We start from the raw sequence: 17630 nt of genomic DNA, 5'->3' as shown, positions 1-17630 counted from the left end.
TATAAGAGAACATGCATCCACCTTTCCGATTTGGTAGAATCAGCGTTCATTTGCCTTCACCTCGGTTCGTTCATTTTGAAGGTGACCCTGTTCAAAGAAGACCAACTTTATTCCACGAGCCAACGCCACCGACTTCGCACGTATTTCCTCACCCGTGAAGTCTCCCTGACTTTTCACGCAAAATACCGTCATCGCTTTATTTCCGGTAAATGCATTCCAACCTTCTATCTTTTCCATCGTTAATTCGGACACAATGAATATTACAGAAGCGTTTGATGGTACAACTCCCTTGTTCTTCTTTCCATTCCAGACGCTTGTATGTGTGGCCCTTGATTTTGCAAGACGGTAAAAGAGTCTTCTCCTCTGTTTACTGCCTCCTTTAGCCGGTACGACCTCCATTGATCCCGTACTGGTTAACCCAACATCCATACCCTTCTTTATCAAGGCATGCACCAAAGAGGCCGCAAGTACGATAGCTTCTTCGAAGAAGGGAGAGGCGTACTCATCAAGCATAATAAATACATCGCGGTTTTTCTGCACTTCAAATTCCTTCGTCATGATTTCACTTGTTCGGGCCGTTGCCTTCCAATTTATCCAGGATAATTGATCACCCGGCTGATACTCCCTGATTCCGGACACGACCGAATGTTCCCGCTGTATTTTTTTCGTCGTACCAACTTGTCCTTGATCGAAGACATGCTCCAACTGTTTATAATTCAACTCCTGATAAGCCGGGAAAACGGTGAGTTTCAAAGGGGCATGCACTGTCGCTTCTTTTTCATAGAGTCCAAAGAAGTCCCCTATTTTGAAGCGAACCGATTGGATGACATGTTCTCCTCTTGGCAGATTCTCCAGGGTATATGTCAATTGGAAGGATTGTTTAAATCCTGGAAAAACCAATGTTTTCTTTTCCAGTTCCATCGGCAAATCCTCTTCTACCACCATATATAAAAGAGGCAGTCTGTTTTTCCGGGAGAATACCAATGTCATATCTACCGACTCTCCGGCCTGGCATTCGTGTTTACTAATTCTTCTCTCCACTTCAAAAGCCTGAAGTGGATAAAACAGCAGAATCATAGAGTACGCACCGAACGGCAAAAAGGTATAGAAAATGAACCAACTGATAAACCCGCCTTGAAACATCGCAAAACAAAAGGAAATGAGCATAAGCACTATGATCCCACAGACATTCCTGTTTTTCTTCAGTATGGTAAGCACATTCCGCATTAGGTCACGGCCCTCTTCACGGGTACCTGCGTCGTAGCCACTACCTCATGTATCACCATGTCAGCATTCACCCCCGAGTAATTCGCTTCTGGATTAAGGATTAGCCGATGGGTAAAAACGAACGGAACCAAATGCTGCACATCATCAGGTAAAACGTAATCCCTTCCCTTTAGGAGCGCATAGGCTTGGGCTGCCTTCATTAGGGCAATCGATCCACGTGGGCTCACCCCAAGATATACACTTTCATGCTTACGTGATTGATTGGCTAACTCGACGATATACGTCTTTATCGTATCATCCACGATCACGGCCTTTGCCTCTATCTGCAAATCTATCAGTTCCTCTAACGAAATCACGGATTCCAATTCTTCAATCGGAGCCGTATATTGGGCCCGATGCAACACTTCTATCTCTTCTGCCACTTCCGGATACCCCATCTTCATTTTCAATAAAAAACGATCTAGCTGTGCTTCTGGAAGTGGGTATGTGCCTTCGTAATCAATTGGATTTTGAGTGGCCATGACGAAAAACGGTTGTTCCAGTTTCCTTGTCACACCATCCACCGTCACGCTTGCCTCTTCCATTCCTTCAAGTAGGGCGGATTGCGTTTTCGGTGATGTCCGATTGATTTCATCGGCCAAAATGATATGGCCCATGATTGGCCCCGGTCTAAAGATGAACTCTTGTTCCTTCGGATTGAAAATCGATACCCCCGTTACATCGGAAGGTAGCAAGTCAGGCGTGAATTGAATCCGTTTGAAATCCGCCCCGATGGACTTCGCTAGCGCCCTGACCAAGACGGTCTTCCCCACGCCCGGGACATCTTCCAATAAGACATGTCCACCAGAAAGGAGGGCCACAAGACTTAGTTCTGCTATATCTCTTTTTCCAATAATGACCTTTTCAATGTTTTCCAAAATCATATCCAGTTTCTGATTCACTTGTTTATAAACCATTCTCTACCTCCCATGATTATGTAAATCACTCATGCTTAACCCTTATTTATTCGACATCCATTTTACATTAACCTCCAATTTATCCTTACAAAGTGAGTTTACTAGAATAATACCCCTATAAAAGAGATTTCTTGAAATTTTTTCACTATTTAAGTAATTAATTATGATAGACTGGTACTAAGTGAATAAAAACCTTGCAAAAAATAGGTGCTGACTTGTCAGCTTAATAGGGAATTCGGTGTAAAACCGAAGCTGTTTCCGCAACTGTAAGTGCTAATGAAATAAGAAATATGCCACTGTTTGTGAATGAATCCGCACGCACGATACCATTCATTCAATCCAAATGGGAAGGTTCTTAGAGTAAAATGATGCACGAGCCAGGAGACCTGCCTTTTTTTTATCGTATTTTGCTCTTCGGAAGTTAGGAGGATTGTACGGCAATCTTCCATCTTTTTTTCCGTTCGAGATACATAGATGATTGTTTGCCGACCAATACCTTTGGTCGGCTTTTTCTTTTGCGCCGAAAAGCAATACGAAGGTCATTCACATTATTAAAAAGGAGGAAAAATTATGGAAAAGAAGGATGCCCGCTTTTTATGCTACCCATTCATGCGCGAATCAGTTTCAAACGTTGATTATGAAATTCGCACCGATTCATTGACGACTCAAATGGGACTGGCAGCGTCGTTCACGAAAGAGATTCCTGAAGTCTACAGGGATTTAATGGAACTGTTGCCGATGGCTTATCATTTAAATGGTTCTGCCCGGGGGAAATTGGCCATAACCGAAGACGGTCTAAACCGCCTAAGTGAAATCTATGACTATTATGTCGCTGAAGTGAAAGAACGCATCGAAACATTTGTACTACCCCAAGGATCGACGGCAGCCTGTATTTTGCATACTTGCCGTAGTGAAGCCAAGAAATCCGTCCGTGCCTTGCATAAAGTCAGTACGGAAAAAGATGTGCCCGCGATCCTTTTTGATTATGCTCATTTGCTTGCCAATGTTCTATTCGTGATGGCTGTCTATGTCAATAAACAACTGGGTGTCGAAGAGATTCCCTTTATCAGCAAATCCTATCCAACCAAAACGATGAAAAAGAAAATGGAGGAATAAAACATGATAAGAACAGTAAGATCCAGTTGGATTGCCCTTCTGATGGTCGCCCTTTTCCTTACAGGATGTACCTCGAATGATGATCAGAAATCGCTAGAGAAAAAAGATCCTGCAACAACTGAAGAAGTCAAATCCTATACCGTCACCGATGATAGCGGAAAAGAAATCACATTTGATAAGGTTCCGGAAACGGTCATTTCACTTCAACCCAGTAATACGGAGATTTTATATGCCCTTGGTGTAGGGAATAAGGTGATTGGAGCGACGGATTTCGATAACTATCCTGAGGAAGCTAAAGATGTCGAGCGTGTCTCTGATTCGATGACGATCAATTCCGAAAAAATCATCTCTTTGAAACCGGATGTCATCATTGCCTACACAATTGGCGATGAAGCAGCATTAAAGCCGCTTGAAGATGCGGGAATTCCCATTTTCATTATTAAATCAGCCGTGACCTTTGATGATGTATATAGCGATATTAATCAAATTTCCAAAGTCATGGGCGTAACGGACAAAGGGGAAGACCTAGTCAAAAACATAAAAAAACAAATCAAAGATGTTGAAGAAAAAGTGGCGAGTGTCGATTCTAAAGAAAAAACATATTTCGAAATCAGCCCTTCTCCAGAAATTTATACAGCGGGAGCTGAAACCTTCCAACAAGAGATCTTGGCGTCTGCCGGTATCGAAAATATCTTTGCCGACCAAAAGGGCTGGGCGAAAATAGCAGATGAAGAAGTCGTCAAGCGCAACCCGGATGCCATCATCACAACCGTAGGCTATGTGGACAATGCTGTGGATGAAATCAAATCCCGTAAAGGTTGGAAAGATGTCAGCGCCGTGAAGGAAGACCAAGTATATCAGCTTAGCGAAGACGTCATGTCACGTCCCGGACCGCGTATCGGAGAAGCCGTAGAACTAACTGCAAAGACCATATATCCGCAATTATTCAAATAAAGACACACCCAAAAGGGGTAATTACGCCGAAATCGTATATATAATAAAAGGCGGAAAGGTTGATTTAACAACATTTCCGCCTTTTATTTTGTGCATGAATCCTCTTGAAAGAGGGCTATTAGACAGCCCCTTTGATTATTAATCTTTATATTTCTCTTTCATTTCTTCTTCTTTCTTTTTAATTGATTCTTTTAAACCCTCCCCTTCATTTTTCACTGTCGTGTTCAATTCTTCATATTTTTCGTCATAATACTCTTTTATTATTTCACGGCGTTGTTTGACTAAACTGCGAGCTTCCTCCCAAGTCTCATAATTTATTTGTTTCTTATACTTTAAATAACTCGTAGCCTCATACATGCGATTGCTTTCATCAGAGGAAAGCCTAGAAAAACTGTTTTTTTCATCAAGTAAAGACGATGTCTTCTTATTTTGTTCATCCCGAACGGTACTCCAATTTTCATTGCCCCAATTCCACCATTGGTTCCACAGATCTCTACGCTCTTCATCCCACATCTTATTGAAATCATCGGCATTATTGACCATTTCGAATTTCCCTCCGCCAGCTTCAGCAACTTCACGTAATTGTTTTTGCCCCTCACTATCCATATCGAACCCTATGATGTTAATCACTGGTTCAATATTGGAATCATGCAAGTCTTTAGCTGCTTTCACTGGATCACCGTCGCAGGTTTCGATTCCATCGCTGACGACATAAATGATATTTTGACCTTCTGAACCCGCTTTTTCAAAATCTTTCTTTGTTTCCGAAATGGTCTTGGCAATCGGTGTCCATCCTGTCGGTTTAAATTTATCTAATGCTTTCCTGAAGTCCCCTTTATTATATGGGGCCAAATCATAAACCACTTCCGTACTATCACAGGATATCTTCTTATCTTTATCATCGTTGCTTCCTTTATGCCCATAGACACGGAGCATGACATTTGCCTCTTCCGGAAGGGAAGCTACAAATTCATTAATCGCTTTTTTCGCCAGCTCCATTTTTGTTTTCTCGCCTACTTTTTGGTTCATGCTCCCACTTGCGTCAAGCAAAATTGCAATATTCACGTCGATTCCCAATTCACCACTGCCGTCGATGGTGATTCCACCTGGCATCTCTGTTACCGCCGTTTCAATGGAAGGGTCGAATGCTTCGAAAAACTGATACTTTTCTTTGTAGTTTGCACCTTCGCCCATTAGTTTTAATAAGCTCTGATAAACTTCGAAGCTATCCTTTTCCTGAAAGTCCTGATTGTCTAATGCTCTATGTATAATGGCTTTATTGTATTTATTCCCTGTGTACTTCCCAGGGTTTTCTTTAGTCATTTCTTCAACGGTGGTAGCAATCTCGAAATCTTCTTCCAGCTCTTCATCTTCTTCTGAACGCCCTTTTTTTTCGGTATTCTCACCACGTACTTCTTCCTTTTCTTCTCCGTTCATCTTTTCATCTTTCGTATTACAACCAGAAAGAGCAAGCAAAACGAAGAGAGTGGCCAGACATATCATCCCTAGCTTCCACTGTTTTTTCTCCACCATCGCACCTCCAATTTTACATTTTTATCCACAACATCCATTACCCTATTTTTTCATTAAAAAACCCATTCTCTTTTAACACTAAAAATCTTTTGCTTCTATCCAACTTCGGTTCTTTCCCCATACATATGCTAAAATGAATTATCACATTTTGACGATTCGAGGTAATGAATATGTATAAAAAATTCTTTATATGGGTCTTTACCATAGCCCTTCTTTTAGGTCTCCTGATCACCCTTTCAAAATAAGGAAAAAGAAAAACCCGACTCCTAAATCTGGAGTCGGGCTTCTTCATTTCTTATTTCCTTCTTGATTCAACTTACCCATTCTTGGGATAAGGATAACAAACAGACACACTACGGCAACTCCTAAAACAATCGCCAGTAACAATGATAGATCAAAGTTCAGAAAAGAGTTCTCTTCTTCCCTATCTCTCTTTCGAATGGGGACTTCTGAAGAAAACAACCCCATTTCTTCCGCTTTGGAAGCAATGATATTATTATCCTCCGTCATAGGAGAAAGAAAAAGGGAATCTTCTATCGAATCTATGACATCATACTTTCCTCTTTCAAAAGTAAGTCCTTTTACTTCTTCCGGAATTTTCTCCTTCTGTTTCAATAACTCCTCATCATGAAAATATTCAGTTTGGATATTGATATCCTTTTCCTGATACACATTCGGCTCCACGATGGGTTCCTCTTCAGCTTGCCCATCAATAGGCTGGCTGAAGAGGATGAAGAACAACACGAGAATTACCTGTTTACTCCGCTTCATGGGCCATCTCTCTTTTACCTGCAAGACGCTTCATAACATAAGGAAGGAGCGCAGCAACCAGCGTGAGTATAATCAGAATGGTAGTGGCCGGGATAAAGGCCAACTGATTCCCGAATTGAATGGACATATAGACATTGGCTACCGGATGTTCGACATTGAAGTTAGGCATGATCAGGTCTAATAATGGAATCGTAAAGAAACTGATTAAACCAATGACCAGAATTGCCCCGACAAATGGTCCTATCGCAAAGGCAAGCTGTGTGAACGCTGAGCAGAAGAATAGAAGCAGGACAGTGAAAACGGTCCATTTAATCGCCTGCATATCGCCAAGCGGATAAATCTTCAGCCCATACATGCTAATGATCAAGCCGACGATCAAGTTCAGTAATGCGAATAAGGCTGCATGCACCAGCATCGGAACGGATGCATAATGGTGCAGGAAGAAACCAATCAATAATCCTGAGATAAGGATGATCACTAACATCACGATTGGTGGGATATTAACCTTTTCTTGTTGCAATACTTCCCCGCTGATTTGAACGGGATTCGCCAAATACTCGTACACATACCCGTTCGACTGATCATCCACTAACGTATTATTCAAAACACTGTAAACATCGGTTTTGATTTTCTTCGTGGAATCCACGTTTTGAGCCCAATTTTCATTAAGCTGATCTGCTCTTTCCTGAACGGATCCCACTTTTGCTTGAAGGTCTGATGTATCTTTCGTAACGGTATCTTGACGCTCTGCGACAGAATGGACTAGCTCCGAAATATAACCGACAGTGGTTGCCGTAGAATCCTGAAGAGATACAAACATTTCTCCGTTAAGACTTCCAACAGGGGCCTCCTCCATCTCGGGAGTCTCCATATTACCGGTCAGATTTGCCGTTACTTCTTGAGCCCTCGCTGATATGGCTGCTAATTCCTCCAGCGTGGCTGCATGTTCCACTTCAACATTTTCGTCATATTCTGATATAAAGTCGAGCATCGAGCTAGATAAAGCCCCAAAGTCTTCTTCCACTCCCAAAAGGCTTGATTGGACAAGTTTCGCCTCTTCATCGACGATACCAGAAACGCCATTTTTCATATTTTCTAATTCGTTCATATTGGCGGTAAACACTTCGTCCAAACTTTCTTTCGTTTCATTGACTCGTTGAACAAGTTCCCCATAGGAAGAAAGCGAACCATAATAAGCTAGAAGTGCATTTGAGTCACGGCTCAGGATGGATCGATTAAAGACATCCACTAATGCCGCCCGTCTTTCTCCTCCCACTTTTTTAAGTAGCTCGTCTTCTGTTTTCTTGATTTCCGTAAGGGTCTCATTGATGGTCATACTTTGGATATCCTGTAATTTTTGAATATCCTCCTGTGATTGCTCCCATTGATTACCCAAATCCTTATAATCTTTTCCCAGCTTTTCATATTCAGTTTGTAGTTTCTTATAATTTGTTAGTAACGTATTATATGAATCTATCAATGCATTGAATTGTACGACAACTTGATTATAGTTTTCCGTTCTTTTATTCAAGGTCCCGCTCAGACCATTGATTTCCTCTTGCAGACTGCCTGCAAGAGAGCTAATTTGATCTTTTGCCCCTTCACTGCCTTCTGCCGGCACCAAACTTTCAAGGGTCGTATTCATACCATTAATTTTATCCAGTAACACTTGAAGTGAGATATCATCGATTGCTTCCTTTTTTGAAGGCGCTGCCTCTGAATCCCCTTTTCCTCCTGTATCAACATCTTCTATCGGTGTATCGCCTCCACCGATTTCATCTTTATCCCCCGAGCTGTTGGCCAAACTTCCACGTTGCTCCAATAAAGTTGTCTGAAGCTTGTTTAGTCCGTCCTCTTCCGATTGTTTAAATTGATCAATCGAACTTTGTTGTTCATCCTTTATTTTCGAGATTTGTTCCACCTGTTTTTCTTTCATGTTGCTGGAGAAATCCTCCAGGTTACTAGTGCTGCTCTCGATTTTTTCTTGCATCATCACCACGTTCTCATTCATGCCTTGTTCATTCAGACTAAATCCCGGTTTGGTATCCTTTTGGATATTCGGTATCGTCTGGACTCCCTCATTCAGCACCCCATCATACGCTTGGATGCTATCCATGATCAGCTGTTGATTTTGGGTGGATGTCAAAGCAAAAAGAGCACTTTGCGCTTTCTGGTATTCCTCAAACGTCACAACTTCCTCCACGAAAGAGGCCATTTGTGCTTTTGTTTTTCCCATTTCACCTAATGTTTCATTGGTGGTTTCCCCTGCACTCTTCGTGGAAGCGAAAACCCCTTTGAGCATATCTTTATGTTGCTTGATTTCCCCAGCCAGGCTTTCGGAACTTGGGGTATAAAATTCATACATCGTGTTTTGGAAAGCGATTTCCTTCGTCAAAACTTTATCGAATTTTTTGCGGATATCTTCTACCGATTGAGATACATAGCTCCAGTATTGCGTGGAAATATGCTTATTCATTTTATTCTTGGTCTTCTCTAACTCTTTTTGGACCTTTTCCATATTTTCCGCATTTAAGCTTGTCTGGACCTTGTATTTAACCCCCGCTTTGACTGGTTGTTCTTCATTAAAGGTATAAATGTTCTTGGAAAAGTCCGATGGGAAATAAATGATCGCATCATACTTTTTATTAGCCAATCCACTTTCCGCGGCACTTCTGTTGACGACGACCCAATCATATTCAGAATCCTTGTCCAATGTCGTGACAAGTTCTGATCCGACTTGAATCTGGTTCTTATCATATTCCGCCCCATTATCTTCATTGACAATAGCAATCTCACGAGAAGCCGTTTCTGTTTTCTTCATTGGGTTTTGACCGATATAAGAAAAAAACAAGATGGGCAGAGCAATGATTACAAGTATCTTCCCAATTAATAACAACGGCTTTATTGTCTTATTCAACGTCTTTCTCCCTCCTTCTTATTCACTTAGTGGAATCTGGATTTTACTTTCCCTGCCATTTAGAACAAAATAGCCGTACCCTGGCTGAATTTCTTCTTCTTTTCTTGAATACGAGAGCGTATATAAACTCTGATCCGATTTTTTCAGAAGCAAGATTGCCTGCCTGATCTGTTTCAATTCCGTTGTCAGGGAATCATACCCCTTCGTGAAGTCATTCGCATTTCCAGCCACGAGCATGGAAAAACCTAAGTGGCTGTATTGTTTCATTAAACCGCTTATCTTGTCCTGAATTCTTCCATCAATCGCTTGCTGGAATCTTGAAATGCTGTCGATAGCAAAGATGACGGATGAAAAATCAATCTGTTTCATTGGCTTCTGTTCCAATGCCTCTAAATACTGGCGTTCACGAGCCTCGAATATTTCCGTGATGTGATCGAGCCATTCGGTAATTTGATCTTTCGTTTCTACGTAACGTACGGTCTCCCTGCTTGCATAAGGGGATAGACCGCGATCCACTCCATCAAATACGCCAACTTCCCCGACCGTCTGGGTAAGAAGCGTTTCTAAGACCACTTTAAGCATGTTCGTTTTCCCTTTACGTGACTGACCGACAATTAGTAAGAATGGGTTGGCATGCAAGTCTACCCATACAGGAGATACGCTCTCTTCTGAAAGCCCGATTGGTATGAGCCCTGTCTTGGTAGATGGTGAATAGTACGTCTTGAATGACGCCAAGTCTAGGCGATTTGGCAACATTGGAATAGCTGGTGGCTTAGCCAGATTCTTGTAACGAGTCTTGTTTTCGGCCACGACCTGTTTCATTTCTTCCAAAACGGCTACATCATTTTCTCCATCTGCTGGCAGATACACCTGCATCAGATAGGTCTGGTCTGTCTTCACCAATGCCCGCCCAGGTACTGGTTCATTTTCATAAGGCGTCCTGCCTAAAACGGAATATTGTTCCGAACTGTCCATTAGGTAATGAACGACCTTCGTTTTTAAACTATTCATCAATGGCTGACGGATGGCATTGATTCTTGTAGCGGTCAAGATCATAAAGATTCCAAGTGATTGTCCATCACGGGCAAACTGGATGAATTGCGCTTCCTGGTCTGGCATTTCATCCTTCACCAAGTCAAAATTGTCGATGACGATGTATATAATCGGCAACTTATCTTCTACTAGGGCGTTATAAAGCTTGATATTGCTAAGTTCCCGTTCAGAGAAAAGCTGTTTCCGCCTTTCCATCTCCGTCCTCATGAACAACATGAATTTCTCAATTTTCCTCATCTCATCCAATCTGAAGTAATCTCCTGTGTGTGGCAGCTGTCGAAGTGGCAGCAGTGCACTATTTCCAAAATCAAAAATGTAATAATGCAGTTCTTCAGGTGAAAATTGATCGATGAAATTGAATAGAAGCGTTAATACCGTCGTTGACTTGCCATAGCCGGAAGATCCGAAAATCCCGATGTTTCCGTCTTCTATCCAGTTGTAAACATAATCCGTCTGGCTCTGCAATTCGGGCTCGTCTTTCATTCCTAGATAGAACTGGTTTTCCGTTTGGCTTCTTTGATCAATTCGTGATAGTCGATTTGAAAGAGGAGGCAGCCAAGGACTAGCCAGTTTGGAAATTTTCATTTCTTTCTGCGTCGCTACAATCTGATCTGCCACCGCTTCAATTTCACTGATTTTCTCTTTACGTGTGCGAGAGACTTGCTCCGTTACATTGGATATTTGGACAAGCCCTAGATCCGTGACGAGTGCTACTTCATCCTCGGATCCCACTGTATCCTCCATATAAGGGGCGCCGCTCCATGCCGACTGAAACAGTTCGTACACCTCATTATTGCCTACTTGTAAATAGCCGCGACCGGTGACGGTGATGTTCGCAGCATCGCTATTTTTCAAGATTTCCTTACTATCATTGGCATCCTGCACCTTTAAGGAAATCTTAAAACGGGCATTACTCCAAATCTGGTTATCAATCACACCACCTGGCTTTTGCGTGGCCAGAATCAAGTGAACACCCAAGCTCCGGCCGATCCGTGCCGTACTGACCAATTCCCGAATGAAATCAGGTTCTTCATTCTTAAGCTCGGCAAACTCATCCGAAATCAGGAATAAGTGTGGCAATGGCTTATCGGCTTTTCCTTCTTTATATAAATCCGTGTAATCATTGATATGATTGATCTCATAGCGATCAAACAGGCGCTGGCGTTTCTTCAGCTCGCTATTGATCGAGGCAAGTGCCCGGGCACTGAAGTTCTTGCTTCCCTCAATATTCGTAATCACTCCAAGTAAATGGGGAATTTGCTTGAAAGGCTGTGCCATTCCTCCCCCTTTATAGTCAATGAGCAGGAAGGCAACTTCATGGGGATGATAGTGAACAGCCAATGAAAGAATATAGGTCTGCAACAATTCACTCTTCCCTGAACCCGTCGTACCGGCAACCAGACCATGGGGACCATGTGCCTTTTCATGTAAGTTCAGCTCCACCCTATCTGTCTTTCCTTTCAATCCAATTGGCACCGCTAACGACTTGGAAGACTGATTCGTCAGCCAATTCTGGCTGATTGGCAGCTCCTCCACTTCACGGGCTTTTAAAAGTTCCAGGAACGAAACGGTTTCAGGGATGGAATTATTCATCCCTTTTTGATGGTCAAGCGACCGTAATAACCGGGCGTACCGCTCATTTCCTTCCTTACCGTGCTCATCTAGCCGGAAAGGCGTATGAACGGCTTTTGTTTGCTGAATCAAGATTTCTCCCTCATGATCATTGATATACTTCACTAATGTATGGACATTTTCCGATAAGCTCTCCTTGGCATCGGCTGCAAAGATGGTTGATATGCCCAGCTCTTCGGTCTTCCCTTCCAAATACTCAAGAATGACATGTTCCGCAATCAATGTACGGTCGGTGACAATAAATACGAAATGAGGGGTGAATCTCACTTTTCCTTTATTCTCGTCAAGATCCCTTTCTCTGAGTAACTGGTAAATGGAAGATAATAGTTGATCACGAGATTGTTCATTATAGATGAAGCCTTTCGCGTATGCATGTGGCAGCTGGAAATGAGGCAACCATTTCATCCATTCCCATTCCTCATAATCCTTTTCTGGGAAAATCGCCACAAACCGGACATCATGATAGCTATGGAAGAAAGACAACTGGCCAATCATCTGCTGCAGCTCGCGTTTGACGACTGTTTCCTTTCCGACTAGGCCCATGGAGCCGCTAGACAAATCAATCGTTAAGGGTAGATCGTCAAGGCTTTTGTAAACATCGACAAGTTCCTGGGACTGTTCAAGTAGATCATCAATATCCCGATTTGACATATCACTGCTGTTCACCTTGACCTCATAACTGGAGGGAATGGACGCCGTACCGACCCTGAAGTGGAGAAAGTCTTCACTTTCCATTGTGCGCTCCCATATTCGATCGCTAATCTGATTCGTCAGTTGCTTCATTTTCTCAAAAGAAGGGTAATGGTAGAGTAATACTTTCTTTTGCTGTGCCGATAACTCGCCCAACTCTTCTCGCTTTTGTTCTAGATACCTTGTATAGACGCGTAACCGTCTTTCAGCTCTTAGCTTCTGTTTCTTTTTATCTTTAAAGTATTGAACCGTGGAAGTCACCATGGTGGTGGTGAACATCACAATCGATATGAGGATGAATATTCCACGCGGCTGAACAATCATGACGACTCCCATGACGATCAACATCATTAATGGGGGCATTAGGATCAGCCATAGCCCACGATTCTGGTCTTCCGATTCCTGACTTGGGAATGAGATGGTCACTTTCTCATCCGGCAATTCATAGATCATCCGTGGAGTCCTGCGGTACTCGGGATAACTTTTTTTCATTTCGGATATAGGCTGCATGATTTCGGATAAGGACGTTTCATAATGATCCGCACTTTTGACCATTAATATGTCGCCTTCTAGTAACCTCAGTACCATATATGGGCAACAGATCAAATCGCCATTTTCCAGTGCCGTCATTTCTTCCACCTTTTCACCATTTAAAAAAAGCCGGTCCGCTGTAGGTTCGAGCAACCATTGTCCCTGACGACGAACAAGGGAAAAGCCATTTCCACTTGGTTCCTGCTTGCATATCGTCGCTCCTGATTGGGCGGATATCGATATTTCTTTCAAACTATCTATATAATAAAGGCTTTCATTCAGTTCTCCGGGAGCATAAAAGATTTCCACAGCTTCTTGATTTTCGTGAAAAATATAGGACTGGAAAGGCTTTACCTCCCCAATCTTCTCTTCGCCCCTGAATACCATATATTCATCAAGCTCTTCATCTTTCCTCAACTCAATGTGTCCCTCGTTAAAGGGAAGCGAATAAATCGTGATTGTATCCTTTTGTGATGATCCAATCGTAATTGGGTCCAGTTGCTTCTCCCTAATCGTATAAGATTGGTATGTCTTCTTACAGAAAATCCATAGTGAACTCATTCTTTCTCACCTCCGCAAAGGGCACATACGTACTCAATCTTTGCTATTCTCTTTCTCTTTTTCTTCAGCTGATTTTCCCGAGGCTTCCTTGCTATCAGGTTCTTCTTTAGAAGCAGGTTCCTTTTTCTTTTCCTCTTCTTTTACAGCTGGTTTGGCTTCCGGTTCCACTACGCTTTCTCTATTTGGCTCTGTAGTAGGCTGCTCCTGTTCTTCCAATTGCGTGGCCTCTTCAAGCTGTTTTTGATATTCATCCATTTCCTTTTTATACTCCTTAAGCTCCGTATCCACTTCTTTCACTTGTGTCTCCTTTTCTTCACCGGACAAATCCTCATTAGATTTAATTTGTTCCTTTTGTGTCAAAAGGCCATACATAATCAATTCTCGATCTTCCATGATCCTCGCTAAGTTGATTGCATCCTCGCTTATGCCCCGGCCAATGTATATCCAATAGAGAAGATACTGACTATCGGTCTGTAGCGTAATGGCCTTTAAGATATTTTCCTTCTGAAAGTCCATCAATGACCCATGGGTAGTGACATAAGATTTAGAAAGCTCATACTGAACAACATATGGCATTTTCTCAGGATTGAAATGTTCCAATCGATCAATGACTTGGCTATATTCCTGTTTCAGGAAATTCTCCCCGCTTTCCACATAAGCCTCTTGCCTTGGTTGGGAAAAGAATAGTGTATAAATCGTAAAGAATAAGAGAGGGACTAAGATTATGCCTATTCCCCATAATGTGTAACGCTCCATTTTCCACTTTTTTTCTGGAATATGCACAAATGTTTTATGTTCTTTTTCCAGAAACTCTATTTGATTCTGGACATACAAGATCAGCCCTTCCCAAGTCTCTTCCGCTAAGATACTTTGGGTTTCTTTCGATAGTTTAAGAGTTTTATGGTAAAGAAGGTACTGATCAAATGTATACTGACTATCAACAAGAGCTGCAATCGTCGCCTTGGTTTCCTGAAACAGCTGGTTGGCGTTCTCCTCATACGGCGGCAGGCTTTCTTTTACGCCATAATGAAGAAAATAGGGAGTAAAACTTCGATCGAAAACCAGATTCTCCGGGCAGACGATTACCCGTAACCGAGTTAACTCATGTCTCCTGATCTTGTTAATCATTTGATGGGAAGCCATCCATCGATTCAAAGAACTTTTATTGCGTGCCTTGTTAAAAGCAAAAAAAGAGGTGGGCGGTACAATGCTGATCTGCACCTCATCCTCTGAAACCTCTATAGTTTTATGAAGAACCGAATCCACTTCCTGAATCAGCTGTAATTCCAAGGGATTTTGCATCAGCAATTTAGCACGTTGGAAAACGAATATATATCCATCATCATTCTTCTTCATTACCGCTTCCATTTGCTTTTCCAAATATGATGATTTTTTCTCACCCATTCTATGTACTCCTTTACCCCTGCTAAAGGGCTTTAGACTTTTTTCCTATATGTAAGACATACCTCTACCATTAAAGAATCTCGAGCCGATCCCCCGTCGTGATGCCACTATCCAATAATGTGTCATAACCGGAACAAACAAACTCCTTATTTTGAACCCGCACCCAATATCCTTCACGTGGCACTTGTGCAATCCCCTTTACCTCCCAGACAATTTCCACAACCTTTTTGACGGAGCGGTAATTGGACACTTGGAGATCAAAGACCTCGTCCGTATATCTTTTTAAATCAATGGTTAATTGAATATAAATGCCAATCACCTCATTAAAAGAAAAAAACGCCACGATCTACAATCAGATTCACGGCGCTTTTCCCTAAAGCTTCTATCTCGTTTTTATCTAATTTATCCGCGAATTTGGCTAGCAATTTGATTATCTGTATCTTCAAGGATTTGAGCAGATTTCGTCAATTGTTGAGATACTTCATTTAATAAACGAGCCATATCATTAAATGAAGGTTTTAATTCTTCATATTGTCCAACGAAGGCTTGACTAGAAGAACCTTCCCAAATTCCTGTTAAGTGATCCCTCATTTTATCCAAACGGCCAATAATATCAACGACCTGCTGGCTTTCATTATCATATTGTCTAGCTACATCCTTAAGTTCCGATGGGGTTACGCGAATTTGTGACATAACAATTCCTCCTTTAATGTGTTTAGTTACATTTTAATAGAACTATACAAATTCTGCCATAAAAATTAACAAACGGGTCATAAAATGGTAAATTATGATTATATAAATAATCCTAAATCTACCATCATAGAAGTCTAAGTACCTGTTTCCATACATTTCTAAACCACTTTGGGCGAAATATATATCATTTTTTTCCATATTTTCAAACAAACCGCTCTATATACCTACTATTTTTTCCTTTAATAGGATTAATTCGTCCTTTCCATTATAAAAGGTGACTTTTGCACCCCCATCATTGTTTTAATCAATCGTTTGATTAAAGACTTTAGGTCCGGCCCACACTAACTTGGGAGGAAATGTAATATGCTTCTTTGAACGATGTTCACTATAAACAACCCGGATATCATGATCATGGTTGTAAGCTTCTGCTCACAAATAGACCAAAGGACTTCAAACTTACGAATATCCCATTCCTTTCTACCTATTTTTTGAAAACATTTGATGATATCAGAAGTAACATTTCCCATTATGATAGAATTATTTACATTAGTTGGGTAATGTGTAAAAAACGAGTATAGGTGGAACGCAAAATAGATGATTGGATATTCAAATCGTACAGCATCTTTGAAGGGGGGATATTTAAATGAAGGGCAAAAAAGTCATGGCGCTAGGAATAGGTGTAACCGTATTGCTGGGAGGATGCTTAAATATGAATCTTTCAAAAGATAAAGAAGTAGAAAAGGAAATAGTCGCCACGAGTGGTGAAAGAAATGCTTATGAAAAAGATCACTTTGTACGAATTCAAGACTATCATGGGGCTGGGTACACCCTACGCAATAGTGGAAAGGAAATCCGTCACCTCGCTGCAAGTCACCGGGAAGAGATTCAAAAGGCAGTAAAGGCATTCTTCCTCGATACATATAAGACGGAAGTTATGGTCCATAACATAATCGGTGCGGTTGATGGGGCATCTGTTTTTGTTGAGTCAATCGGCGAACCTCATTTTTATACCTTTGCCATCGTCCCCATTGATCTCGATAGGAAAAAAGTAAAAACAGATGAAGTTTGGTCTCAAGAGGGACAAGTGGAAAACGCCCTTTCTGGTGCACTATACGCCATGGCTTTTGATGAGGATTTCACAAACTTAGATCGCTACTTAAAAGAAACCACAGCCAGTTACCCTATAGTGGGAACACCAATAAAGGCCATTGAAAAAGTAGGCGCTAAAGGATACGCAACCTCTCACTACTATGTAAATCCAGTAGGAGATACATTTGATTCCCTCTATAAAATGTATCTAAAAAACCCGGATATCAGTAAGGATGAATTGAGGGATTTTCTTCAGAAAGACGCATTTGGACCAGAGGATATCATTTTCACCATTTATTTATACATGAAAGACAAAGATAAGGCCCCTGATGAAGCCATTTTCAATAAAATCGTCTCTGATATCGAAAAGATGGAAGGCATCCCACGTGGTTCATATTCCATCATATTGAATGATAACTTAATCGACCGAAGACGAGCAATTGGGACGAAGGAAAACTCGTTAAAAAGAACAGCACCAAATGAAATCATGAAAGATTAGGGAG

12 protein-coding genes and 1 riboswitch are annotated in these 17630 nt (G+C 41.6%); of the genes, 3 read left to right on the top strand and 9 right to left on the bottom strand.

Annotation, left to right across the window (positions count from 1 at the left end):
• Positions 1–39 precede the first annotated feature (39 nt).
• Together ACQKIC_RS18775 and ACQKIC_RS18770 are read right to left on the bottom strand one after the other, a co-directional pair.
• Complete coding sequence (locus ACQKIC_RS18775) at positions 40–1227, bottom strand: DUF58 domain-containing protein (RefSeq protein WP_427592132.1); 1188 nt, start codon at positions 1225–1227, stop codon at positions 40–42.
• A complete protein-coding gene (locus tag ACQKIC_RS18770) occupies positions 1227–2183 on the bottom strand; it encodes an AAA family ATPase (protein WP_402875538.1) in 957 nt (318 codons plus the stop codon). Before ACQKIC_RS18770 ends, ACQKIC_RS18775 begins: the two co-directional genes overlap by 1 nt.
• Positions 2184–2371: 188 nt before the next feature.
• A riboswitch (cobalamin riboswitch) is annotated at positions 2372–2591 on the top strand.
• A 162-nt stretch (positions 2592–2753) separates the two neighbouring features.
• Between ACQKIC_RS18770 and ACQKIC_RS18765 the strand changes: the two genes are divergently transcribed.
• Together ACQKIC_RS18765 and ACQKIC_RS18760 are read left to right on the top strand one after the other, a co-directional pair.
• Positions 2754–3299 (top strand): hypothetical protein, encoded by a 546-nt coding sequence (locus tag ACQKIC_RS18765; protein ID WP_427592133.1) that lies wholly within the window; start codon positions 2754–2756, stop codon positions 3297–3299.
• Positions 3300–3302: 3 nt separating this feature from the next.
• Positions 3303–4253: an ABC transporter substrate-binding protein gene (locus tag ACQKIC_RS18760; RefSeq protein WP_427592134.1), complete on the top strand. Its 951-nt coding sequence runs from the start codon at positions 3303–3305 to the stop codon at positions 4251–4253.
• 138 nt (positions 4254–4391) lie between these two features.
• Here the strand turns inward: ACQKIC_RS18760 and ACQKIC_RS18755 are convergent, their stop codons facing one another.
• The 7 genes from ACQKIC_RS18755 to ACQKIC_RS18725 form a co-directional block, all read right to left on the bottom strand.
• On the bottom strand, positions 4392–5786 hold the full coding sequence (locus tag ACQKIC_RS18755; RefSeq protein ID WP_427592135.1) for a VWA domain-containing protein: 1395 nt from the start codon (positions 5784–5786) through the stop codon (positions 4392–4394).
• Between the two features lie 288 nt (positions 5787–6074).
• Positions 6075–6557, bottom strand: a complete 483-nt coding sequence (gene essA / locus ACQKIC_RS18750) for a type VII secretion protein EssA (RefSeq protein WP_402959478.1) — start codon at positions 6555–6557, stop codon at positions 6075–6077.
• Positions 6544–9474 carry a type VII secretion protein EsaA gene (gene esaA, locus ACQKIC_RS18745; RefSeq protein ID WP_427592136.1) on the bottom strand — a complete coding sequence of 977 codons (2931 nt, stop codon included), beginning with the start codon at positions 9472–9474 and terminating at the stop codon, positions 6544–6546. The genes essA and esaA overlap by 14 nt, the downstream gene beginning before the upstream one ends.
• 18 nt (positions 9475–9492) lie before the next feature.
• Entirely contained in the window at positions 9493–13941 is a 4449-nt protein-coding gene (gene essC / locus ACQKIC_RS18740; protein ID WP_427592137.1) for a type VII secretion protein EssC, read from the bottom strand.
• Positions 13942–13974: 33 nt separating this feature from the next.
• Positions 13975–15345: a type VII secretion protein EssB gene (gene essB / locus ACQKIC_RS18735; protein ID WP_402991621.1), complete on the bottom strand. Its 1371-nt coding sequence runs from the start codon at positions 15343–15345 to the stop codon at positions 13975–13977.
• Positions 15346–15415: 70 nt separating this feature from the next.
• Positions 15416–15655: an EsaB/YukD family protein gene (locus tag ACQKIC_RS18730; protein WP_427592148.1), complete on the bottom strand. Its 240-nt coding sequence runs from the start codon at positions 15653–15655 to the stop codon at positions 15416–15418.
• A 92-nt stretch (positions 15656–15747) separates the two neighbouring features.
• The gene (locus ACQKIC_RS18725) at positions 15748–16038 is read right to left on the bottom strand and encodes a WXG100 family type VII secretion target (RefSeq protein WP_402875524.1); all 291 of its coding nucleotides are present in this window, start codon (positions 16036–16038) and stop codon (positions 15748–15750) included.
• Positions 16039–16681: 643 nt separating this feature from the next.
• On the opposite strand from ACQKIC_RS18725, the gene ACQKIC_RS18720 reads away from it, so the two are divergent.
• Positions 16682–17626, top strand: coding sequence for a DUF1672 family protein (locus ACQKIC_RS18720; protein ID WP_402991618.1), 945 nt, complete (start codon positions 16682–16684; stop codon positions 17624–17626).
• Positions 17627–17630 lie beyond the last annotated feature (4 nt).

The organism is Peribacillus sp. NPDC046944, assembly GCF_050272735.1.
In the GTDB taxonomy this organism is placed as follows: domain Bacteria; phylum Bacillota; class Bacilli; order Bacillales; family DSM-1321; genus Peribacillus.
The sequence above is the reverse complement of the archived record's forward strand: the minus strand, read 5'-3'. Positions and strand labels throughout refer to the sequence as shown.

Bases quoted from the DNA above. Each gene is read 5' to 3' on its own strand.
- ACQKIC_RS18720 (WP_402991618.1), top strand. From the start codon at position 16,682: ATGAAGGGCAAAAAAGTCATGGCGCTAGGAATAGGTGTAACCGTATTG.
- ACQKIC_RS18760 (WP_427592134.1), top strand. From the start codon at position 3,303: ATGATAAGAACAGTAAGATCCAGTTGGATTGCCCTTCTGATGGTCGCC.
- essA (WP_402959478.1), bottom strand. From the start codon at position 6,557: ATGAAGCGGAGTAAACAGGTAATTCTCGTGTTGTTCTTCATCCTCTTC.
- ACQKIC_RS18775 (WP_427592132.1), bottom strand. From the start codon at position 1,227: ATGCGGAATGTGCTTACCATACTGAAGAAAAACAGGAATGTCTGTGGG.
- essC (WP_427592137.1), bottom strand. From the start codon at position 13,941: ATGAGTTCACTATGGATTTTCTGTAAGAAGACATACCAATCTTATACG.
- ACQKIC_RS18765 (WP_427592133.1), top strand. From the start codon at position 2,754: ATGGAAAAGAAGGATGCCCGCTTTTTATGCTACCCATTCATGCGCGAA.
- essB (WP_402991621.1), bottom strand. From the start codon at position 15,345: ATGGGTGAGAAAAAATCATCATATTTGGAAAAGCAAATGGAAGCGGTA.
- ACQKIC_RS18725 (WP_402875524.1), bottom strand. From the start codon at position 16,038: ATGTCACAAATTCGCGTAACCCCATCGGAACTTAAGGATGTAGCTAGA.
- ACQKIC_RS18770 (WP_402875538.1), bottom strand. From the start codon at position 2,183: ATGGTTTATAAACAAGTGAATCAGAAACTGGATATGATTTTGGAAAAC.
- ACQKIC_RS18755 (WP_427592135.1), bottom strand. From the start codon at position 5,786: ATGGTGGAGAAAAAACAGTGGAAGCTAGGGATGATATGTCTGGCCACT.